This is a genomic window from Acinetobacter sp. KB005, from assembly GCF_049949095.1.
In the GTDB taxonomy this organism is placed as follows: Bacteria; Pseudomonadota; Gammaproteobacteria; order Pseudomonadales; family Moraxellaceae; genus Acinetobacter; species Acinetobacter calcoaceticus.
On the sequence record NZ_CP188191.1, the window covers coordinates 479,328 to 502,328 of the forward strand.

The following is a 23,001-nucleotide window of genomic DNA, read 5'->3' on the forward strand; positions in this document are numbered from 1 at the left end:
TCGTATTTTTGCAGAACTTTCGTTCCTGAGAATAGCGGTTAAGAATTACCACCACTCCCTTGCGCATCTTTTAGCCATTTTTTCTGCTGCTTATTCAACTCTACTTTTTCAGCCAACTCTGGTCGACGTTCTAAAGTTCGTTGATACCGCTGCAAAAAGCGCCATTTTTCGATATTGCCATGATGTCCAGATTTTAACACTTCTGGTACCTCCAGCCCCTCAAAATGGTCTGGCTTTGTATATTGTGGACAATCTAAAAGACCATCAACAAAAGAATCTTGTACTGCTGACTGTTCATCTGACATTACATTCGGCAAACGGCGAATAATACTGTCAAGTAACACCATAGCGGGCAGTTCACCACCAGATAAAACATAATCACCAATTGACCATTCCTGATCAACATATTGCTGGATCAAACGTTCATCCACTCCTTCATAACGTCCACACAGTACAATCAAGCCGTCGTAATCAACAAACTGCTGTACTGCCTGTTCATTTAAGGTTTTGCCTTGTGGAGACATATACACTACAGGAACATGAACATGTCCTGCTTGTGAGGCAAGCTGTTTAGCATGGTTAATTGCTTTCGCCAAAGGCTCAGCCATCATCACCATCCCAGGGCCACCACCAAATGGACGTTCATCCACTCTTCTATAGTTTCCCTCAGCAAAATCACGAGGATTAATACAAGTGACTTGTACAATATCCCGTTTTGCCGCACGTCCGCTGATGCCGTAGGCTGTAATCGCTTCAAACATTTCAGGAAAAAGCGTAATGACTGCAAAAAACATCACAGACTCCTCTATTTTCCTGCTGTATTAATCCTAAAAGGATTAATAATCTACGCCCCAATTAACGTAAATACGACCAGCTTCAAGATCAACACGTTGTACTACATCTTTATGCCAAGGAATCATGCGTTCTTCTGAATCAATGCTGTCTGGGGTAGCATGCACTACCATCACATCATTGGCTCCAGTTTCAAACAACTCATGAATTTTACCTAAGTTTACTTCCTGTTCTTCATCATCCAGACCTAACACTGTTAAGCCTTTTAAATCTGACCAGTAGTACTCATCTACATCTGCTTTTGGCAGTTGAGACTTAGCAACCCAGATATTAGCGCCAACCAAGTTTTCTGCTCCAGTGCGATCACTCACACCTTTCAAAGCAACAACTAGACCTTTGCCATGTGGTTTCCAACGTTTTACATCTATTGTTTGCCAACCGGCCTTGGTCTCAATGTACCAAGGCAGGTAGTCAAACATATTGCTCATGGGTTCTGTATTTGAATACACCCAGAGCCACCCATTCAATCCATAAGCTGAACGTAACTGTCCAATCTGAATACGATCTTCGGGAACATTCTGTGTTGATGTCATGGGTTACCTACTACAAAAAAATTATGCAGTAGCTTTTTTAGCTTGAGCAGCTAAAGAAGCAACACGTTCAGAAGGTTGAGCACCTTGAGAAACCCAGTGAGCAAAACGGTCTGCATCTAAACGAAGTTTTTCTGCTTGACCTTGTGCAGTCGGGTTAAAGAAACCGATACGCTCGATGAAACGACCATCACGTGCATTGCGGCTATCAGTCACAACGATTTGATAGAATGGACGTTTTTTTGCGCCGCCACGTGCTAAACGAATAACAACCATGATAAAAGCCTTATAATTCTTACGGATTATCCCTGCGCCGACCATCGGCAACACTTCAAACCCCTTTCATAGAGGGCAACATTCTACGTGATTTTTGCCCTGAAAGAAAGATTAAATTTTGAGTTATCCGCAGTTTTGAATTTAATTTAGCGGCCATCCCAATTCGAAGTTGTAGAAGGAACACAAGCCGTACCACTGTTAATATCGGTTCCCTTTGTCCAGCAACGCTCACCACGATAATTTAAAACGATATCCCCATCGCCAGTCTGTGAAGTATTTACAATTGGTGTCGCAGTCAATACCCATGTTTCCACATTTAAAGCTCCTGCCGTCACTGGAGTCAAATTGACTGTATATAAAGGAGTATCATTTATAGGATAAGATGTTGCGATACCCAAATCTGAAGCAGTCGCTCCAATAACTTTTAAATTAGCTACCTTATAACGCTGAATCTGCATAGCAAGCTGTTGCAACGTAGTTTGCATATCCACACGCTTGGTATGACGAACATGTTCTTTATATGAGGGGTAAGCTATCGCCGCTAAAATCGCAATAATTGCCACAACAATCATTAACTCAATTAAGTTAAAACCTCTGATTTTATTTACCATGGCTTACCTCCAGTGCCACAAGTTGTGTAAGTAACATTGCTAGTGGTTTTATTCTTACAACGTACCCCGCTACTATTAAATAAAAAAGTAAAATTATTAGGATCGGAAGCCTCTGCTCGGATAACCCAGTTTTGTCCTAGAGCTGTGGTATCTGTTAAGGTTTTAGACGTATCATCACCATCTCTTACCGTTATTGTATATTTAACAGCACTGCCAGTCGCACCAACAGGTAAAATTACAGGTGCAGTAGCACCTACAGAAAAACCTTTATAATTAAAATTTCTAGATTTATGGCGATTGAGCTGTATGGAAGTTTGCTGGATTTCCTGTTCTGCGTGCGAAGCATCAGCACGCAGAACATAGGCTCGATATGAAGGGAGTGCTATTGCTGCCAGAATAGCTACACCCGCCACTACTACCATTAGCTCAATTAATGTAAAACCTTTGGAATATGACGTTTTTATTTGTTTCATGCCATCTTCCTACTAGTTTTTCTCATACCAACGCTGTGGAATTAAAGATAACTTTGTACCATATCGTTTATCCTTAATCAGGTTTCCCTGTATATTCGAAGTATCAACATTTGCAACAATAAGACGAGTAGATCCCGCTGTATCTGCTGCACCAATAGAAGCTGATGTAATACCGGCCCCCAGACTTAAACGACTAGTAGTAGTTGTACCACTTGCACACTGGCCATAAGGCATACAGAATAAATTTACAAAGCTTTCTCCCTTTACTCCCGCACCACAATCACCAGCCAATCCCGACTTACTTGCATCAAAAGTACTGATGAACAGATCGTTATTAATAACCAATGGCACGCTCATTATCTTTTCGCTTTGCTGTTTATTTGACTTAAACCGATAAAACCATCCATTGCTACTATAAGGTGCCACTAAAATCTTATTCGAAAAACGGTTTGTATCGGTGATTTCGGCTAAGGGATTTGCAGCTGTTGTATTTTTAGCCTCTGTATTTAATGTAATACTTGTATATAAATCACGACGAGCAACGTCTTTATCATAAATATTATAAATTGCATCGTAATCATATGACGAACCAACAGTATACTCTGCCAAAGGTTTACTTCTATTACCGCTACCCAAGGTAATTACTGCAAATGGAGTACGCTCATAGTCATAAATTGAAAAAGCTGGTTCTTCATAAAAGCGGGGACTATATTGTCCATTATGTAAATTTAACAGTCGAACTACACGTGTCGCAAAACCACCTATAGTAGTAGAATTATTATTTAAATCTATGCGAAAAGCTTGCCCCCCTAGGTCCCCAAAATAAAGATGATCCACTAAGCCATCAGCATCACGATCGATTGCTTTAATTTCACTAACAACGCTATATTGAAGATTACTATTCTTTGTCGCAACCAAACCTGAAGTTGTTGTAGTTGCACTTGATGCAGTGGCATTATCACTCGCCCACCAAAGCAAATCGCCATTTTCAGCATCAAACATATATACACCCGCACCAGTTTTATTTGTCTGACTATAGCTGTCACTTTCATAACCAGCGTCATATCCTCCACCGACAAACATAACCAGCTTACGTACTCCACCCCATTTTACCCAAGCAATTGTTGGCTTAGACCAACTTTGTCCCATGTACTGTAGAGCCGAAACTGTCTTTGAACTACCATTGGCATATATTTTTTGATTAAGAGGGTCAATATGAAATTTCAGTTTTGGATTATTGATATCTGCTAAATCAAGTGCGTAATAACTATTTCCTCCCATACGTAAACCACCATATACGTATTGTTTTCCGTTTAGGTTATTTTTACCAGTTCCCACTGTTAAGTTACCACTGCTATCCGCTACGTACTCTGTATAAGCACTCCAAGGACCATCTACGCCATAGAACAGATTCTGCATTCCCCCATTCGTTGAATCAAATTTTGCAAAAGCTTTATATTGATTATCAACCATTTCATTGGGAACAAAAGCAAACTTTTCTTTACCAGTTGAAGCATCAACTACATGTAATAAACCCTGTGTTGTACCAAAGACAATATAATCCTCTCTATTTTTTGAACCTAAGGTATTATTGCTATATGTAATTTCACCTTTGTTTGTAATTAATATAGGTGATGAATGCATTACAGCTCCAACTTGACGAAGTTCGGATGCTGTAGACAGTAATGTTGAATTAATAGTTTCTGGCTTAGTTGCATCAACTGCATAGCCAAGTAAATTCATTAAATAACCACGCTGAGGATCTTCCTTGTAACTATCCTCAGTTAAGTAACTTAAATTTATTTGCTTTAATGCAGTTGCTGAACTTTCATTTATTATTAATGTAGCCCCTGTTCCACTTATACTTCTGTTAGTTAATAACTTACGATTGGCTGTATCTGTATTTGTTGCAGATGTACGTAATACTAACTGTGATTTAACTCCTCCCATCCATGCAAACTTCTGGCTTCCATAAGTTGTCTCATCTGCATCTTTCACATCATTTTGTACATCAGGTGCCCACAAATCATTATTTGCCAGTAATTTACCCGCACTATCAACGATTAAAGTATTATTTTTATCTGTCAGACGGCCACTATTATTTACATTATATTTTTTAAGGTTTCCAGCCCATAGTTGATAATTCTTATCTGGAGTGGGTTGAAATTGAGGGTAATAGGCATAATTTTGAATAGCAGTTGGATTCAACTCATCTTGGGGTATAGTAGGTGTCCCAGTAGTCACCGCAGGAATGTCTGTACTCAAATTATCAATAAAATCATTTACGCTATTTACAATATCCTGAGAACTTGATCCTGAATACCACCCTCCCTCTCCAACAATTCCCCAATAAGCGGCTTTTTTTACATTGGTATCAATCGTACCGAGATTAGCAATATTCTGTGCTTGCGTAAGCGTTTTGTTATAAGAAGGAGCATCATTAAATTCTGAACCAAACCCAACAACAGCAGTTCTTATTTTTAAACCTAAAGGATTTGCAGTTGCATCAAGTAACTTTAAAGCAAACTTATGAATGCAATCCCAACCATCAGCAGTATTTGTACAGCTAAAACTACTTCCTTTATTTGACAAAGCAGTTTGCATCAAATTTTGAGAACCCAAATTATTGTTAGGTTCACCATCTGTTAGGACATAAACACCCTGTCCACTACACTGCTTAATGCTATCAGTTTGAGTTAAAGAATCTGGTGTTTTATAAAATAAAAGATCTGTTTTTTTACTTTCCCCAACAGATAATGGAAAACCACTATAGGGATGCGGACCATAATAATAATATCCACTATATCCCCCTAAAGTCCCACTGCTTCCCTTTGTATAACCAGATGGCAGTGACCCACTATTCCAGTTACTCCAAGTCCCGATACATGCACCATTTGCATCCCAATTATCACATACAGCATAATAGCCATAGTTATTCTGGAAATATACCTGCAAGTTTGCACTATTCGTTGATGTTCCCATTAAGTAAGAAGCAGCCTCTGCATAAGAACGTGCAGTAGGTGTATTTGTTTGTGCTGGCAACCCTGAAACTGCTGAAAGTAGTAATGACCTTTGAGTAGAGCCTCCGACTAAATCCCCTAATGGTCTTGCGGGTACAAGAACTCGTCCCGTACTGTAAGACTGATTGTTATATACAACTCCTAAAGTTGATAATCCAATTACTTTATCATCTGATAAAGCATCGATACCTTTAGCGGTATTGCCTTTTAATAAATCAAATACCCCATCTTTCACACGGGTAATACGATCATAATATCTCACGACATCTGAACTGTAACTATACGTATATCCACTATAAGGCCCCTCAGTTCCTGTGGTAGCAGGAGGTAAGCCTGTCATGGTTTTTCCTAAATAAGCTCCAGAACAATCTTGATATTTAGTTGGTTTATTAGTGCATTCCTCATAATAATAAACTTTATTCCTACCTGTACCTTTACTATAACTTCTATATAAATAAACCTTATTACTTCCAGTTGCTTCACAATAGGCCCGTGTATAAGGTACTGTTGATGTTATTGCTTCAGTGCCTGAAGTAATATAACTTGCCCCACTTGGTAGATCACATGCTGTTTGACCTTTCATACTCCCCGAAATATCCAGCATTAGCATTAAGGTAATTTTTCCAGATCTAGCTTGTTGATAAATATCAATATCACTAGCATGTACTACACTAGAACAGATGAGTGTTGTTAGAAGGGATGTTCCCGTCATTACTCCCAATTTACTACCATTCTGAAAGATAGAATCTCTGTCTTTTTTATAATTTTTCATGCTTTCCCCAATTAAGTAAAACCTTGTGCAATCGTGTATTCAGCTACTTGCGTCGTATATGGAACATTTAGTCTGTGTAAACAAGCTGAAACGCTTTCTGTCGCTCCTGTAGCAGGTGTTAATACATCAGATGGTTGTATAACTTGATTCATTTTGCTCGAAAGGCATTGATCTATATCTGCCTTGGATGCAGTCGACAAAGATGGAATAAAAGATGTAGCAAAAACAACAACTTTTTCCGTATCCTCCATTTTGACATTTTTAGTATCTGTGCCACGTAAACTATGCTGAAATGGATCACTTGCAGTAGATGCAAACTTTACTGCTACCTGTGTCATTACGACACTACGACCACTCGTAAAATAATTTTTTGTACTATCACTAGAATTAGATTTACAGTAGCCATCGGTTCCTAAAGCACTTCCCGTTGGAGCAGATGCTCCAGCTATCCATTGCATAATGCTGGCATTTGCTAGACTAAAAAACTGGCTTTGATCACCTCTGTAGCAAAACACTAATTCTTTATCTTTATTGGCATCACCACGGATATAACCAAACATTCCATCACGGGCTAAATTACGCAGTAAATTACTACCATCTTCCACATTAAATAGGGCAGCATCCGAGTTTTGAACAAGCAACTGCTGTGCTTGACTATTTGTGACAATATTTAATGACATCAAACTTTGACGGATAGCTAATGTGCCAATTATCGTAATTACAAGCAATAAAACCAACACAACGATTAAAGTTGCACCTATTTGATTTTTTTTCATTTTTATCGGCTTCCAAAACCATTTCTCAAGGCAATTGTCTGGGAAATAACTTGCCTAATATATTTCGGGCTATTGGACTGTGGAGTCTTAACCGTTACTGTACGATCAAGCACATTAAATGTTTGATTATCCTTAATAGCGGCATCTGGTCCCACAGACTGCACAGAACGCGTCAGTATTCCCAATTGAACTGATAAAATACGAGGTCTCGGTGAGGCATAATTCGTTAAATAATCATGAGAACTAATATAACGATACTGTCCATTCCCAACATCAATACCTAATAGAACCCTAAAATAATCAACGCGTTTCATAATGATCTGCCCAGCATCTCCAAAACCCGTAATTTCTGTAGGCGAACCTGATTTTGGATAATGACCAGAGTCACAAGCTAACGACAATGCCTTATTAGGTTCACTTGTTAATGCTCTTGTATCAACTCTTAAAAAATATCGCTCTACAATATAATTATTTGTTGTATTAATTGACTGCCCTTCACAATCAAAACCACCTATTTCAGTAGGAGCATACTGAATAACTAACTGATCACTGGTAAAATCATTAACATTTGATGCGCCCGCCCATGCAGGGGCAGTGCCTACACTATCTCCATCGCTTTGAGTTAGTAAGGTTAAAGGAACTTTTGCTTCTAAAATAGAATTGGGTAAATTAGCAATTTTAGTATTGGCATTTAATGTATCAACAAAGGCATTCGCTGTAGAAGTAAGTACAACTCCACCATATGTTGTTTGATCATTCATAAATGCCCGACCAGCATCTAGATTAGCTAGTCTGATATCTTTAACTATGTAGTTCAAACCAAAATTAGCATTATCCTGTAAATCCGTCGCACCGTGCTGTAACGTTAAACTTTTTTGTCCAGTAAAAAATAATAAAATTGCTGCGGCAGTAATAATCAAGCCTAAGGTTAAGGACAGCATTAACTCAATTAAAGTAAAACCATATTGGTTTTTCATTAATAAACCTCCATGATTAAACAAGTTGATGCCGTGTTATAACTTGTGCCATTAGTACAATCTGTTACACCATCACCATCTGTCGCACTGGTATCCGCCCAGGCAACATAAATACAATTACGCCCATTATTATTACCTTTGCACGTCATCATATTTATAGTCATACCTAAGGCATCTGCATTTTTTGCAACCTGAGAAACATCAAAATCTGCTAACTCAGTTGAAGTACAATTACTTGTTGAACAATTTTTTTGAGATATTTTTTGATTTTCAGCTGTGCTAATTTCTGTTTTATATTTATTTAAGGCTGAACGGTTTACCCTTATTCTTTCCGCTAAATCACGTGCAATATTAATTCCCTGTGCACGATATGTAGCCTCCGAAGTAGCTTCTATTGCACGATATTGCAAGGCCACATACCCTAAAACACCTATAGCGAGTAAAAGTAAGGCAACTAATATCTCCAGCAACCCCATACCTTTTTGATTTTTATAATTTAGCATTAGCAAGTTTCCTTTGGATTCATAAAGATGGAACCCAATTTTGATAAAACAAAACTTTTCTTAACGTGTAATTGAGAATTGCACATAGAAATAAGCAAATCTTGTGAAATATTAGAAACCGTTCCATTTGCTATAAATATGATGTTTGATGTAGATAGTGATGTTGTAGTTCCATCTGCTGCTAAAAGTTTTAGCTCAAAACTATTATCTTCGTCTGCAATCCAGTTAAAAGTTGTTAAAGTATTAGCAGCATTGGAGTTTAAATTTACAGAAACATTTGCATGACTTATTACAGCCTGACTTTTCGCATCAGATAACGTGTTGATTAAGTTTCTTTGATTAGTATCAAACTTTATACTTTCTAATAAATTTGACATAGACGGCGCAGCCATCATTGCGATAATAGCCATTACCGCAATCGTCACCATGAGCTCAACCAAGGTGAACCCTTCTTGCGGAATAATTCCCCTCATCCCCAGAAACCCCAAATAAACTTAAAAATTTTTATTTATTATTTAAATTTTACTTTTTAGATTTACAAAACAAATACAAAGCAGATAAAGGGTATAAAAAAACAGATAACTGTCATATCAACAATTATCTGTTTTACTATTTCAAAATCAGTGTGTTAAATAAGTCACACTTTATGCTTGAGTCACGTGAATGCGTAATTCTTTAGGAAGACTAAAGGTTATGTTCTCTTCACGTCCATCTAATTCTTTAGGTGCTTGTGCGCCCCAGTCTTGTAAACGTTGAATCACTTGCTTAATTAGAATTTCCGGCGCTGACGCACCCGCTGTCACACCAATTTTGCAAGTATCATTGAACCATGACTGTTCTAACTGATCAGCATTATCTACAAGGTAAGCTGCTTTGCCCATACGCTCAGCAAGCTCGCGTAAACGATTTGAATTTGATGAGTTAGGTGAACCTACGACCAATACCACATCACACTGTTCGGCCAAGTCACGTACAGCATCTTGTCTGTTTTGAGTTGCGTAGCAAATATCGTCTTTACGTGGCCCTTGAATATGAGGAAATTTTGCACGTAAAGCATCAATAACTTTAGCTGTATCATCAATTGATAAAGTTGTTTGAGTTACAAATGCAAGTTTTTCAGGGTGTCTTACTGCAAGTGCAGCAACATCCGCTTCATCTTCAACCAGATAAATATTCCCACCTTTCAATTTGTCATATTGGCCCATTGTCCCTTCAACTTCAGGGTGTCCTTCATGACCAATTAAAATGGCTTCAGTACCTTCACGCGCATATTTAGTCACTTCAATATGAACTTTGGTAACCAAAGGGCAAGTCGCATCAAATACTTTTAAGCCTCGACGCTCCGCTTCTTGCTGAACAGCTTTTGAAACACCATGCGCACTAAAAATTACAATTGAGTCATCCGGAACCTGATCTAGTTCATCAACAAAAACGGCCCCTCTTTGACGTAAGTCATCTACCACAAATTTATTGTGTACAACTTCATGACGTACATAAATAGGAGGATTAAAACATTCTAAAGCCCGATTGACGATTGCTATGGCTCGATCAACACCGGCACAAAAACCACGCGGATTAGCTAACACAATTTCCATAACAGCCTCAAAATTAATAAAACAGGGGAATTTCTCTTGAATATTTGCAATTAAAACTATTCAGTTTAAACGCACGGTACACTACAATAGCGAAGATATTTTATCATATCAGGAAAAATATCATGTCGGGTCTATTGTTTGTCGTTTCTGCTGCATCAGGAACAGGCAAAACATCTTTGGTGAAAGCCCTGCTTGACCGTGTAAGCAATTTACATGTTTCAGTCTCGCATACTACCCGAGGTCAACGTCCTGGTGAGTTAGATGGTGTTCACTATCACTTCACTACAAAAGATGACTTTCTAGACCAAGTAAACCATGAAGGCTTTATCGAATACGCTGAAGTATTTGGTAATTACTATGGCACTTCTCAAGCAACTGTAAAACAACAGTTAGCTCAAGGGCACGATGTTCTACTTGAAATTGATTGGCAAGGTGCAGAGCAAGTACGCAAACTTTTTCCTGAATCCAAGCAAATATTTATTTTACCGCCAACACAGTTCGACTTACGTCAGCGTTTATCTAATCGCGGTACTGACTCAGTTGACGTCATTGAACATCGTTTAAGCTGTGCAGTTGAAGATATGCAGCATTACACGAACTTTGATTACATCATTATTAATGATGATTTTAATAAAGCCTTACATGAGCTTGAAGCTGTGATTACAGCAAACCGTTTAGTGTTATCCCAGCAAGCAAAACGTTATCAAACATTAATTCAAGACTTGATTACTCCTCAACCAAAACAGGAATAACTTGAGTCTGGATCGAAAGCCTTTTATACTGTTTAGTCTGTTCAAATTCACCATTCCAAAACGAGAACTTTTATGGCACGCGTCACCGTTGAAGATTGTTTAGATCATGTAGACAACCGTTTTGAGCTTGTGCTCGTTGCAAGTAAACGTGCTCGTCAATTGGCACGTCAAGGCATGGAGCCAACTGTAGAATGGGATAACGACAAACCGACTGTAGTTTCTTTGCGCGAAATCGCGGCAGGACACGTTACGAAAGAAATTCTTAAACAACGTGAACAAGATTATCAAACTTCTAGTCTTGATCTTGCTCTTTCTACAAACAGCTTGAATTTAGAAGGTTTTTCTTTCTAATTAATTCTGTTTCATAAAAAAACCATCGTTTTTCTGCGGTGGTTTTTTATTTGGCTTTGTCTTGAATTTAAAGATATTGAAAAAAGCAATTATTTTCATTGAAAAAAAAATACACTTTTTCAAATGAAAAAATTGACAAGTTCCGCAATATGCTTTTCATTAAGAAGTAGATAGATTTAGTTTCTCAGCATTAGGAAAAAGGGTGATTTATGCCAGGCGAAGAGGTCAGCCAAGCCAAGCAACAGCTTAAATTGATTATCGACCCTTACTTATCGGTAAGTGAGGTCGAGAAAGTGCTTGCTGCCTGTGATTTTGCCGATCTAGCGCATACTGGCATTACACGTAAAAGTGGTGAACCCTACATTCTGCATCCAATTGCTGTCAGCTGTATTCTTGCGAACATGCGTTTAGATGCTGAAACTTTAATGGCAGCACTTTTGCATGATGTTATTGAAGACACTCAATATACAAAAGAAGATATTACTGAAAAGTTCAGTCTGACAGTTGCCGAGCTGGTTGACGGTGTAACCAAACTTAGCCAGTCAAGTGATAAAGAATATAATAAGGCCGCCTCATTCCGAAAAATCTTGCAAGCGACGCTACAGGACCCACGTGTCATTATTATTAAATTAGCCGATCGCTATCATAATATGACAACTCTAGGTGCTTTACGTCCAGATAAACGCGCCCGTATTGCTCAAGAAACTCTTGATATCTTTGTGCCAATGGCAAGATTAGTCGGCATGAATGAAATGGGCGATAATCTAGAAAATCTTTGTTATCAGAATCTTGATCTTGATATGTTTGATAACGTGCAAAATGCACTACGTCAAACCAAACCAGAGCGATGTAAGTATCAAAGTATCTGGGAACAAAACCTCGCTGAACTTCTCCACAACTATCATATTCAAGGCCGCATTAAAAAGAAAAATAACAATATCGAATTATTACGCCATTTCGTTAAAAATGAGATGGATCTACAAGAACTTACCCATAGCCATGCTTTTGAAATTGTTTTACAAACAATTGCCGACTGTGACCGCCTAGTTGATGCCTTAAGAGAAAATTTTCAGGTCATTCAATATCAGGACCATATCCGTCGTCCGTTACCAGGTGGCAACCAATCTTTATTGATTAAACTTAAAGGCGAAAAAACCACACTCTCTCTTACTATTCAAACTGAGCTTATGCGTAAAGCTGCCCGTTTTGGGGTAGTGCTCGGTGAAAATGCACCACAAACTTGTCGCTCAGCCATTCAGGCCTCTATGCAAAACCTGAATACGCTTATCGATGGAGAATGTGCAAAAACAACCTTCAATGATTTATTAGATTACTTACATCAAGAAAAAATTTGGGTTTACACACCACATGGCCAACTCCATGAGTTACCACAAGGTGCTACCGTAGTTGATTTTGCTTATTCAGCAAGTTTATTTTTAGGTAACCATGCAGTTGGTGCAAAAGTGGATGGTGAGATTAAACCATTATCTACACCATTAATTAGCGGTCAGGTTATCGAAGTTATTACGGATGTTTTAGCAACACCAAATCCAGACTGGTTAAGCTTTATTAATACGCAAAAAGCGCGTCGTGCTTTACAACATGTTCTTAAAGATCAGGAAATTGAAGAACAGCGTCTTGTGGGTGAGCAAGCACTCTCTCGCGCATTAAAACTCTTCAATCGTTCGATCAGTGATCTCTCTGATGCTGACTGGTTAGATTTACTTCAATGGCGCCATATAGATAATAAAAATACGCTGTTTGAACAAATTGCGGTTGGCGACCTACTACCTCAACTTGTAGCTAATCACTTATTTGCTCATGACAAACACCCTCAAGTGGAAAATTCAGATCGACTCATTCAAAGTACTGAAGGTATCGACGTTAAATATGCGCATTGCTGCAATCCAGTTTTGGGTGACCCAATTCAGGGGCACTTAACACGTCGTGGGTTAATTGTGCATCGCATCCGCTGCCATAACTTGCTACATGAACAACATCTACATCCTGAAAATATTATGCCGCTTCAATGGAAAGCAGATGATGTAGAAGATGTTCGTTTTACCGCCTACCTCGCTATAGATATGGCAATGAATGATGAACAGGTATCAGACCTGATCTATCAATGTCGTAAAAATAATGCTGGGGTAGAGATGGTTCATTCAAATGAGCAAAGAACTTTTGTTAATATTGTAGTCAACAACCGTAAACATATTGCAAAAGTCATCCGTGACTTACGTATGCATTATGGTTTCCCGCGTATTGAACGTTTGGATGCTGCTAATCCCCAAATGGAAGTTTCCAAAGTAAGCTAGTCTTTACAAGAGCTATTGGTCAGATTTATGTTTCTTTAACAAAATCAAACTTTCCAAATCCACTTAATCAATTAAATCGATGATACTTTTGTCCAAACCTATCATCGATTATGATGGAAAGAGATTTAATCAAGGAGAACCAAATGTCCCGCCAAGTGATTCATACTGAAAATGCCCCTGCTGCTATCGGCACATACTCTCAAGCTATTTTAGTAGACAATACGCTATATCTCTCAGGGCAGATTGGTTTAGACCCATACAGTATGGAACTTGTAGAAGGTATCGAAGCTCAAATTCGCCGTGTATTTGATAATTTAAAAGCGGTTTGTGAAGCTGCTGGTGGTTCACTTGCAGACATTGCCAAACTTAATATTTTCCTAACCGATTTATCAAATTTCCAACTTGTAAACCAAATTATGGGTGAATATTTTGCTCAACCGTATCCTGCCCGTGCAGCATTAGGTGTAGCTAGTCTACCTAAAGGTGCATTAGTAGAGATGGATGGTATTGTTATTATCAATCAATAAGATACAAAATATTAAACACTCGAAATTAAAAAATATTTAGCTCTAAATTAGATACCACTCTTGCGTAAAATCTAAACACCACTCAGATTTCCGCTCAGGTGGTATTTTTTTATCCAAAATCCCAATAATAATAAATGAGATTTTAAATGAATTTCATTGACAAACGATAATAATTATCAATAATATTAATTATCGCATTTATATTTGGGGATCACTCCCATGTACGTTTGCTTGTGTCGTGGCATTACCGATCAAGATATTAAAGACGCTGTTGAAAATGGCGCTGAAAGCTATCGCGAAATTCGCGACTTGCTTGATCTCGGTACTTGTTGTGGACGCTGTGCACCAGAAGCACGTGCTATTATTAGTGAAGAATTATCAGAAATCGCTGCTCGTATTTCCGTAGCTGCTTAAAAGAATTATAAACATTTAACCGTATTTATTAGCTCCTCCACCGCTTTTTGCGGAACGTTAATAGTTCCTCATTCAAGCGGTTTTTTTTGGCAGAAAACTCTCCTGTACTAATATTGTGTTGTTTTTGATTGCGATTTTCATTTGCTGTTCCATAAACTACTCGCCATATCCATGATTGTTCACTAAAATGGTTTTATAGATTGCCTTAATTGAATTAAGGCAGAAATTGTTTTGGAGTAGCTACAATGAAAGGCAATCGTGATGTCATTAATCAGCTTAACCAAGTGCTGTATCATCATTTAACTGCAATTAATCAATACTTTTTACATTCACGCATGTTTAATGATTGGGGAATTGAACAGCTCGGTTCTGCCGAATATAAAGAATCAATTCGTCAAATGAAGCATGCAGACAAAATTATTGAACGTATTTTGTTTTTAGAAGGCCTACCTAATCTTCAGCATTTAGGTAAACTTTATATTGGTCAACACACAGAAGAAATTCTACACTGTGACATTCGTAAAGTGAAAGAAAATATAGAGGCTATTCAAAAAACAGTTGCACTCGCTGAAACGGAACAAGATTATGTAACTCGTGATCTCGTTCAAGAAATTTTAGAAAAAGAAGAAGAATATTGGGACTGGTTAGATACTCAGATTGACCTTATCGGCAACGTTGGCATTGAAAATTACATCCAGAGTCAGATGTAATTTCTAATAAAAAAATCCCCTTGAGTACAAGGGGATTTTTTTTATTACTTTTCTTTTAATAAATCTGGTAGCGTTATTTTTTGCTTATAGAGATGCTGTAAAATAAATATTTGCTGCTCTGCCTGCTCTACTTTTCCATTATAAGCTAACAATTTTGCATATTTACGTAAATTATAGGGAGTCGCTTTATTCTTTACTGAATTTCCCCACTCAACTAAATCAGCTTCAGGTAATTTAGTTTCTGGATTAAGTTCAATCCATTTTAAACGTTTATCAAACTGTGTTAAAACAAGAATGTTACGGCTTCCCATGAACTCTGCATTTGGACGCTTATTACTGAAAAGCAAATCACTATTCAGAACATAGACATTGTAATCACGTAAAATCGCAATAATAAGCAGTAAACTTACAGTCCATATTAAGCGAAGAAGGTGTTTATTAAGTACAACTCCTTTAAGGACAGGAACCTGTGCTTGCACAATACCAAGTAAGAACCCACAAGTAAGTAAGAAATAAGCGTAGCGCTGTGGAAACTCTAACATGGCATGAATAAGCACTGTACATACCATCATAATAGCTACAATCGAGATGGTATTTTTAGCCTGCTGATTTAACCAAACAAACCAGCAAGCAAAGTACGCAATGACTACAGCACCCAATGGAATACCATTCCAGATAATTAAATCAAGCAGTACATTATGGGCGCTATTAAACCATACATGTACAGTTCCATATTGAATACTATCGACTACAGCAACACTAGTTTGGCTCCACCCATACCCTGCCCATGGTTGCTGAGCTATAGCATGTAATATCTGTATCCACATACCTACTCGCTCATGTCCAGAACCTGCACGAGCAACAAATGTACTTGTTTCAGTAATCTCTGTATTGGTAGAGAATTCAATGAATTGAGTAATATACGGTAAGATGAATCCAGCAATTAAGAAAAATGTTAAGCACCACAAGAAGCCCTGAGCAAATCCAAATCTTTTTTGCTTTCTAAACTGCTTGATCACCCAATAGATAAGTAAAAATGGAAAAACTATCCATGAAGTTCTTGATTGACTCAATGCAACTGTAAATAAAATAATGAGTGTTGAAGGTAGTAACAACCAGATAGTTACTTTGTTCTTTTCATATAAATACAAACACCCTAATAACCCAATAATTAAAAAAGTTGCCATATTATTGGGTTGACCAAAATTACCGTAAGGACGATTACCCAGTAACTTAAGCACATACGGAATATGAGACTCGATATTCAACCATTGGCAAATTGCCATGAAGCTAGTGGCAAGGGATACAATAATTACGAGTAAGCTAAAACCCGAAAAGATTTGATCTCGCTTTTGTTGATCTAAAGATAGGTTGTAACCAGCTAAGACCATAAACCAAAAACCAAACAAGTAAAATGAACTCAATAAGGCTGTGCTCAGATCAAAAACTAAACCAAAACCCCACTGTACTATTGGAATTAAAGTAAATGGCAACAACAATAGTTGTGCTCTAGGAATTTTAATATTTTGCTGAAGTAGAGCGGCTAATACGCATAATCCAGCCCCAAAAGTACTCACTTCACTCGAGAACATGACCCAAGGGCTATAGTGAAATGGAGACAACCATGCAAAACCCAACAGGATTGCAGCGAGGAATAGGAAGAATACTTGCATAGTAAAAGGTTAGAGACTAAAACTTGAGAGAATTATACATGGAAGAAAGCATAATTAGGTTTTTTGCAAACGGCCCAATAGTAGCCATATATCTTTGTTTTAATAAATTTTTCTTTTAATTAACCACAAATTTAATTAATTTAAATGTTTCGTTTTATGATTCTTTACAATAAAGAAGCAAGAGCATATTAAATGCTCTTGCCGTCAAGATCTTATAGCACGCCTTTAGGAGTGTATTTTTCTTCCAAATCTGAACCAGAGGTTGCTTTTTTCAATGTTCCATTATTTAAGACATCAAGGAACAATTTTTTCCCAGCAATTTTCCCTGAAGTACCAGACGCAGCATAAGTAATTTGAACCTGACACCCTGTAGTATCTGTAGCGCCTGCACCACTAGCACTTGCAGGAGCACCAGCAACTTCAACAGTACTATATTTACCTGTTGCAGATAGACCAGCAGCCGGTTCACATTGATTATTCTGTAAATTATCTGCAATATCAGACTTCATACCGTCGCCCAAACTAACACCTTCAGCCACCTGAGAACGTGCAATATAATCTTGATATGCAGGAATCGAAAATGCTGCCAAAATACCAATAATGGCAACCACGATCATGAGTTCAATTAATGTAAAACCTTTTTGTGCATTCATAGCCTTTTCCCCAAAGATTGTATGTATGTTTTTATATAAGCTTTTCAGCTATCAACCATATAGCAGCATTCATGCCAACTTTTATTTTATTTATAAAACAAAAACTTATATTATTTTTTCAATTTACTAAATATAAAATCACTGCAAATAACTGACAAAAATCGTCACATAACTTTTAGTCATAACAGATCACACATAAAAAAAAGTAAACAAAACTTATCAAACTTTATATTTATTTCTGTGAACAAATTCTCTTTAAAAATAAATAAATAGGTGACATTTTTTGTCAGTCACCTTGAGAAATAAAAAATTATGAGATATGGAACTTTTAGAAAATAACTTAATTTATAATAATTGGAGCATTTCCCAATTCATTGGATTGATCTGGCATGTTTTCATCATAAAAATGTGACATCACCTCTCCAATTTGATGAACACCAATCACTACAGCTTGCTGATATTGTTTTTGTTTAAGTTGTTGAACTATAGACTCACAAATCTGTTGCCAGACTTGATCATTAGTGGCATTTCTAATACCGCGATCAAATATAATTTCTACTGTACGTTCACATAGGTTCAAATAAAGTAGTACGCCACTATTTAATGCGGTGTCCCAAACACCTAATTCTGCAAATAACTGCTGTGCCCTTAAACGTGTATTTTGTCTGTAGGCCTGTGAGCATGGAATATGACCTTCGATTACAACTTGTATTTCTCCAACATGCCCATGTTCTGCTTGTTGTACCGTATCAGCAATCGTTTGCTTATCTTGTTTTGAAAAATAACGGCTACTGGCCGGAAAATAGCATAGATGTTTAAACCAACGTTTTAAGCTTGGCTCTACAAATTCCTCAATTTTAGGTTGAGTAATAATTTGTGTTGTTTCTGATGTTGTTACCATGAGCCTGAAGCACCTCCACCGCCAAAACGACCTCCACCGCCGCCATAGCCTCCGCCGCCGAAGCCACCACCACGCCCTCCTCCACCTGCACCACTCAGGATAACCTGTAAAATAAGCTGGGCAATTGAAGTAATGAGTAAAAAGAAGATTCCAAAACCAAGTAATAAGCTAGTGACCAAGCCAGCACCATTTACAAAACCTGCTACCGCAGCAGCAACACCAGCAGTAGATGCACTAAGAGGTCGTCCTACAATAAATGACCCCACAATTCCGGCAACAAGAATAAATAGAGCCATTGTGAGGGTTGTTTGTTTGGCTTGTTGCTCTTCTGCGGCTTGGTGTTGTCGTTCTTTTAAATCTTGAGCGGCTTGCTGAGCGACTTCTGGATCAAGATTTAAAATTCTTCCAATTTCATCAACACCTGCATTTAAACCTTGCGCATATTGGGCTTGTTTAAAATAGGGTGTGATTTGGTTTCTAATAATTCGACTCGAGACAATATCTGGTAATACACCCTCTAAGCCATATCCGGTTAAAATTTGTATACGGCGGTCATTTACCGCAACCGCAATGAGCAATCCGTTATCGCGCTTTGCTGAACCAAGTTGCCATTTTTCACCTACACGCAATGCATAATCAAAGATATCTTCTTGGCCAGTAGTTGGAACAATAACAATACCGATTTGTGCTTTGCCTTGTTGATATAAACTTAGAATTTTTTGGTCGAGCTGCTGCTTCTCTGCCTCGCTTAATATATTTGCTTGATCAATAACAGGCTGATTTAAGGTTGGCAAACCACGAATCGATTCACCATCTGCCATATCGTTGGCGACTTTAGCTTGGGGAGCTACGCCAGAAGCAGACTGCTCACTTTTAGAAGCGGAAGCTTGAGCCTGCTGCTTCTGAATAATTTTGCCCGCTACAATGGTGTCAGTTTTATCAGTAGCAGTTGCAATATTAGTCTCACTCCATGCTGCATTCTGAAAAAGAACACCGCAACAGAGCAAAATTAAGGTAATAACAAATACCTTAATTTGCTTAAGCTGAAGCAATATATTATTTCTCATGCAGCACTCCTTTGATTCTTAAAATTAATCAAAAGAAACTTTTGGTGCCTGCTGTGCAGATGCTTCGGCAGAGAAATTAGCTTTTGGATGCATACCAATTACTTTTGCTGTCACTGCTTGCGGGAACTGGCGTACATATCCGTTGTAGTCTTGCACTGTTGTAATATAACGATTACGAGCTACAGCAATACGGTTTTCTGTTCCTTCAAGTTGAACCTGAAGTTCTTGGAATTGGGTATTGGCTTTTAAATCTGGATAATTTTCAGAAACAGCAATCAGACGAGATAAAGCCCCTGTTAATTGACTTTGAGCCTGTTGGTATTTTTCAAGTAAAGCCGGGTCTTCTAGAACTTCTTTATCAACCTTCAAACCAGCAACATTCGAACGTGCCTGTGTAACCTCGGTTAAGACTTGTTCTTCATGCTTAGCATAGCCTTTTACAACATTCACAAGGTTTGGTACTAAATCTGATCGACGTTGATATTGGTTTTGAACTTCAGACCAAGCTGCCGTTACTGCTTCATCTTTGACTTGTAAAGTGTTATAGCCACACCCTGAAAACAATAAGGTACTGGCAAGTGTCGTCGCGATCGCGAGTTGTTTCAATGTTTTCATCGTCACATTATCCTCAAGTTTTTCTTTATATTTTTAACCTCTTTCCTCGATTGTATGATGATTTTGGCATTATTGTGTTGCTTTTATTTTATTGATTTAAAAACCGGATTTTTCAATCCGGTTATTTATTAACTTAATAGTTGGTCTTTTTCTTGTTGAAAACTTGCCATTCGATATTCATCTGCTAAAGAACTTTTCCAGTAATCGACCATACGGCCATAATCCTTTTGACTAGGATGAAAATCTTTTTTGTAATATGCGAAATATTCCGGCATGAGCTGAACAAGCATTTTAACCAGCAAATATAAACCAAATAAATTACCTCCAATTTTAGGTAAGCTATTCCATTTATCTTGCCAAAATAAGCGGGTTGTTCCATAAAAAGCGATACTGGCAAATCCTGTTGTGACACTACGCATGAGTAAGCGGCGAATACGATCATCCCCATACACATGTTGATAGACATCGAACGCCACTGAACGGTGCTCAATTTCTTCAATCGCATGCCATACCCAAAGTTTTAGTGCATCTTGATCTAACGTTTTTAATAACTCTGGGTGCTGTAAAACATATCCTCCAAGTAGAGCAGTAAAATGTTCAAAAGCACAGGTAAGGGCCAATTGCAGTTTAGGAGGAATCGTTCTTAAATATTTATCACGCTGATTTAGCCAGTTTTGAAAGCTGTCCAGATTATAATCATCACGCCGCCAAGCTTCATTAAACTCACCATGAGCTTTAGAATGCATTGCCTCTTGTCCAATAAAAGCGGCAATTTGAGCCTGTAATTGTGGATCGGAAACCTTATCACGTACATTGCGCACGCTATTTACAAAAAACTGCTCTCCTACAGGAAACGTTGAAGATAGTGCAGTTAAAAAGTGAGACATAAGAGGAGAATTCGCGAAATAGTGCCGCTTGATCGCCTTAGGATTAAATTCAAGGCGACGCACAGTAATACCCAACGCTTTTCGACGATTTAAATATGATTTTTCTGCCGTCATACCTGCGATGTTCATATTCAACACCTATTGTATTGAAGAAGGAAGCTTTGAGTATGTCGTGATGGTTAAAGGCTAAAAAGGGCAAAAAAGCTTATTGTATTTGCCAAAAACATCAAAGTGACTAGCGGTAAAAATAAAGCCTGCATCAAGCAGGCTTTATTAAAAACTTTAAAAATAATTTTTTAGATTAAACACCGAGGTAGTCTAGAATGCCTTCAGCAGCTTGGCGGCCTTCCCAGATTGCAGTCACGACAAGGTCTGAACCACGCACCATATCACCACCAGCAAAGATTTTCGGGTTCGATGTCTGGAATTTGAATTCTTGCTTTTCAGCTGCCACAACACGGCCTGAACCATCAAGATTAATATTCGCGTTACCAAACCAGTCAGCTGGGCTTGGGCGGAAACCGAATGCAAGTAAAACCGCATCAGCTGGTAAAACTTCTTCAGAACCTGGAACTGGTTCAGGGCTACGACGGCCACGACTATCGGGTTCACCCATTTGAGTCGTTACGACTTTAACGCCTGTCACTTTGCCATTTTCGCCTACGATTTCGATCGGTTGACGATTGAACAAGAATTTCACACCTTCTTCATAAGCATTTTTTACTTCACGCGCAGAGCCTGGCATGTTGCTTTCATCACGACGGTATGCACACGTTACATCATGAGCGCCTTGACGTAATGAAGTACGGTTACAGTCCATCGCAGTGTCGCCACCGCCAAGTACAATCACTTTTTTACCATCTAAGCTAATGTACTCGCTTGGGTCTTTTTCCCAACCTTGGCAACGATTTACGTTAGAGATCAAGAAATCAAGTGCATCATAAACACCTGCAAGATCTTCACCTGGGAAGCCACCCTTCATGTAGGTATAAGTTCCCATACCCATGAATACAGCATCATATTCTGCAAGTAATTCATCAATGGTGACATCTGTACCAATTTCAGTATTTAAGCGGAATTCGATGCCCATACCTGTGAAAATTTCACGACGGCGTTTCATTACATCTTTTTCCATTTTAAATTCTGGAATACCGAATGTAAGTAAGCCACCAATTTCAGGACGCTTATCGAATACAACTGGCTTAACACCACCACGAGCTAAAATATCCGCGCAACCTAGGCCTGCCGGACCGGCACCAATGATTGCAACTTTTTTGTCAGTCCATTTCACGCCTGACATATCTGGACGCCAGCCTAAAGCGAAGGCTGTGTCGTTAATATATTTTTCAGCATTACCAATAGTCACTGCACCAAAACCATCATTTAAGGTACAAGCACCTTCACATAAACGATCTTGTGGACATACACGACCACATACCTCAGGTAATGTGTTGGTTTGATGGCAAAGCTCAGCAGCTTGGAAAATTTGGCCTTCAGCGATGAGTTTTAACCAGTTTGGAATGTAGTTATGTACAGGACATTTCCATTCGCAATATGGGTTACCACAACCTAAACAACGGTGAGTCTGATTAGCGACAGTTTCCGATGTAAAAGGTTTATAAATTTCCACAAATTCTGCTTTGCGGACAGTAATATCTTTTTTCTCTGGATCTTGGCGTGCTACATCCAGAAATTGAAAGTCATTATTTAGGCGTTCTGCCATGTCTCTCTCCGTGGGTAGGCGCGGATTT

24 protein-coding genes and 1 pseudogene are annotated in these 23,001 nt (G+C 38.3%); 7 read left to right on the forward strand and 18 right to left on the reverse strand.

Annotation, left to right across the window (positions count from 1 at the left end):
- Window positions 1-38: 38 nt before the first annotated feature.
- The 11 genes from trmD to ispH all read right to left on the reverse strand — a co-directional run bounded on the left by trmD (window position 39) and on the right by ispH (window position 10,385).
- Window positions 39-794 carry a tRNA (guanosine(37)-N1)-methyltransferase TrmD gene (gene trmD / locus ACPF64_RS02440; protein ID WP_426455494.1) on the reverse strand — a complete coding sequence of 252 codons (756 nt, stop codon included), beginning with the start codon at window positions 792-794 and terminating at the stop codon, window positions 39-41.
- 42 nt (window positions 795-836) lie between these two features.
- Window positions 837-1,385 (reverse strand): ribosome maturation factor RimM, encoded by a 549-nt coding sequence (gene rimM, locus ACPF64_RS02445; RefSeq protein ID WP_003653772.1) that lies wholly within the window; start codon window positions 1,383-1,385, stop codon window positions 837-839.
- Between the two features lie 21 nt (window positions 1,386-1,406).
- The gene (gene rpsP / locus ACPF64_RS02450) at window positions 1,407-1,658 is read right to left on the reverse strand and encodes a 30S ribosomal protein S16 (RefSeq protein WP_000260334.1); all 252 of its coding nucleotides are present in this window, start codon (window positions 1,656-1,658) and stop codon (window positions 1,407-1,409) included.
- A gap of 146 nt (window positions 1,659-1,804) precedes the next feature.
- Window positions 1,805-2,269 (reverse strand): type IV pilin protein, encoded by a 465-nt coding sequence (locus tag ACPF64_RS02455; RefSeq protein ID WP_426455495.1) that lies wholly within the window; start codon window positions 2,267-2,269, stop codon window positions 1,805-1,807.
- Window positions 2,263-2,742, reverse strand: coding sequence for a type IV pilin protein (locus tag ACPF64_RS02460; protein WP_056482487.1), 480 nt, complete (start codon window positions 2,740-2,742; stop codon window positions 2,263-2,265). The genes ACPF64_RS02455 and ACPF64_RS02460 overlap by 7 nt, the downstream gene beginning before the upstream one ends.
- 12 nt (window positions 2,743-2,754) lie before the next feature.
- A complete protein-coding gene (locus ACPF64_RS02465) occupies window positions 2,755-6,474 on the reverse strand; it encodes a PilC/PilY family type IV pilus protein (protein ID WP_426456099.1) in 3,720 nt (1,239 codons plus the stop codon).
- Between the two features lie 71 nt (window positions 6,475-6,545).
- Entirely contained in the window at window positions 6,546-7,310 is a 765-nt protein-coding gene (locus ACPF64_RS02470) for a PilX N-terminal domain-containing pilus assembly protein (RefSeq protein ID WP_198078159.1), read from the reverse strand.
- A gap of 2 nt (window positions 7,311-7,312) precedes the next feature.
- Entirely contained in the window at window positions 7,313-8,287 is a 975-nt protein-coding gene (locus tag ACPF64_RS02475) for a PilW family protein (protein ID WP_056482478.1), read from the reverse strand.
- The gene (gene pilV / locus ACPF64_RS02480; RefSeq protein ID WP_056482475.1) at window positions 8,287-8,790 is read right to left on the reverse strand and encodes a type IV pilus modification protein PilV; all 504 of its coding nucleotides are present in this window, start codon (window positions 8,788-8,790) and stop codon (window positions 8,287-8,289) included. The genes ACPF64_RS02475 and pilV overlap by 1 nt, the downstream gene beginning before the upstream one ends.
- A complete protein-coding gene (locus ACPF64_RS02485; RefSeq protein WP_426455496.1) occupies window positions 8,790-9,263 on the reverse strand; it encodes a pilus assembly FimT family protein in 474 nt (157 codons plus the stop codon). Before ACPF64_RS02485 ends, pilV begins: the two co-directional genes overlap by 1 nt.
- Window positions 9,264-9,434: 171 nt before the next feature.
- A complete protein-coding gene (ispH, locus tag ACPF64_RS02490) occupies window positions 9,435-10,385 on the reverse strand; it encodes a 4-hydroxy-3-methylbut-2-enyl diphosphate reductase (protein WP_198078162.1) in 951 nt (316 codons plus the stop codon).
- A 122-nt stretch (window positions 10,386-10,507) separates the two neighbouring features.
- Here ispH and gmk point away from each other — a divergent pair, with 122 nt between their 5' ends.
- The 7 genes and pseudogenes from gmk to bfr all read left to right on the forward strand — a co-directional run bounded on the left by gmk (window position 10,508) and on the right by bfr (window position 15,454).
- Window positions 10,508-11,137: a guanylate kinase gene (gene gmk / locus ACPF64_RS02495; protein ID WP_005044005.1), complete on the forward strand. Its 630-nt coding sequence runs from the start codon at window positions 10,508-10,510 to the stop codon at window positions 11,135-11,137.
- Between the two features lie 72 nt (window positions 11,138-11,209).
- The gene (rpoZ, locus tag ACPF64_RS02500; protein WP_002116990.1) at window positions 11,210-11,488 is read left to right on the forward strand and encodes a DNA-directed RNA polymerase subunit omega; all 279 of its coding nucleotides are present in this window, start codon (window positions 11,210-11,212) and stop codon (window positions 11,486-11,488) included.
- Between the two features lie 80 nt (window positions 11,489-11,568).
- Window positions 11,569-11,658 (forward strand): annotated as a pseudogene (locus tag ACPF64_RS02505) (hypothetical protein); the annotation flags it as partial.
- A gap of 39 nt (window positions 11,659-11,697) precedes the next feature.
- Entirely contained in the window at window positions 11,698-13,803 is a 2,106-nt protein-coding gene (locus tag ACPF64_RS02510) for a RelA/SpoT family protein (protein WP_426455497.1), read from the forward strand.
- Window positions 13,804-13,946: 143 nt separating this feature from the next.
- Window positions 13,947-14,330, forward strand: coding sequence for a RidA family protein (locus ACPF64_RS02515; protein ID WP_002116996.1), 384 nt, complete (start codon window positions 13,947-13,949; stop codon window positions 14,328-14,330).
- 219 nt (window positions 14,331-14,549) lie between these two features.
- The gene (locus ACPF64_RS02520; RefSeq protein WP_004639703.1) at window positions 14,550-14,744 is read left to right on the forward strand and encodes a bacterioferritin-associated ferredoxin; all 195 of its coding nucleotides are present in this window, start codon (window positions 14,550-14,552) and stop codon (window positions 14,742-14,744) included.
- 245 nt (window positions 14,745-14,989) lie between these two features.
- Window positions 14,990-15,454 carry a heteropolymeric bacterioferritin subunit Bfr gene (gene bfr / locus ACPF64_RS02525; RefSeq protein WP_426455498.1) on the forward strand — a complete coding sequence of 155 codons (465 nt, stop codon included), beginning with the start codon at window positions 14,990-14,992 and terminating at the stop codon, window positions 15,452-15,454.
- 44 nt (window positions 15,455-15,498) lie between these two features.
- On the opposite strand, the gene ACPF64_RS02530 is transcribed toward bfr, so the two are convergent.
- From ACPF64_RS02530 to ACPF64_RS02560, 7 genes are all read right to left on the reverse strand, one after another.
- Window positions 15,499-17,127 carry a pilin glycosylation ligase domain-containing protein gene (locus tag ACPF64_RS02530; RefSeq protein WP_426455499.1) on the reverse strand — a complete coding sequence of 543 codons (1,629 nt, stop codon included), beginning with the start codon at window positions 17,125-17,127 and terminating at the stop codon, window positions 15,499-15,501.
- Between the two features lie 212 nt (window positions 17,128-17,339).
- Complete coding sequence (locus ACPF64_RS02535) at window positions 17,340-17,780, reverse strand: pilin (RefSeq protein ID WP_426455500.1); 441 nt, start codon at window positions 17,778-17,780, stop codon at window positions 17,340-17,342.
- A gap of 340 nt (window positions 17,781-18,120) precedes the next feature.
- On the reverse strand, window positions 18,121-18,681 hold the full coding sequence (locus tag ACPF64_RS02540) for a TPM domain-containing protein (RefSeq protein ID WP_426455501.1): 561 nt from the start codon (window positions 18,679-18,681) through the stop codon (window positions 18,121-18,123).
- Entirely contained in the window at window positions 18,675-19,748 is a 1,074-nt protein-coding gene (locus ACPF64_RS02545; protein ID WP_426455502.1) for a TPM domain-containing protein, read from the reverse strand. Before ACPF64_RS02545 ends, ACPF64_RS02540 begins: the two co-directional genes overlap by 7 nt.
- Window positions 19,749-19,772: 24 nt before the next feature.
- Entirely contained in the window at window positions 19,773-20,363 is a 591-nt protein-coding gene (locus tag ACPF64_RS02550; RefSeq protein WP_003653797.1) for a LemA family protein, read from the reverse strand.
- Between the two features lie 128 nt (window positions 20,364-20,491).
- Window positions 20,492-21,379: a metal-dependent hydrolase gene (locus ACPF64_RS02555; protein ID WP_005044026.1), complete on the reverse strand. Its 888-nt coding sequence runs from the start codon at window positions 21,377-21,379 to the stop codon at window positions 20,492-20,494.
- 172 nt (window positions 21,380-21,551) lie between these two features.
- Complete coding sequence (locus ACPF64_RS02560; RefSeq protein ID WP_056482450.1) at window positions 21,552-22,973, reverse strand: FAD-dependent oxidoreductase; 1,422 nt, start codon at window positions 22,971-22,973, stop codon at window positions 21,552-21,554.
- Window positions 22,974-23,001 lie beyond the last annotated feature (28 nt).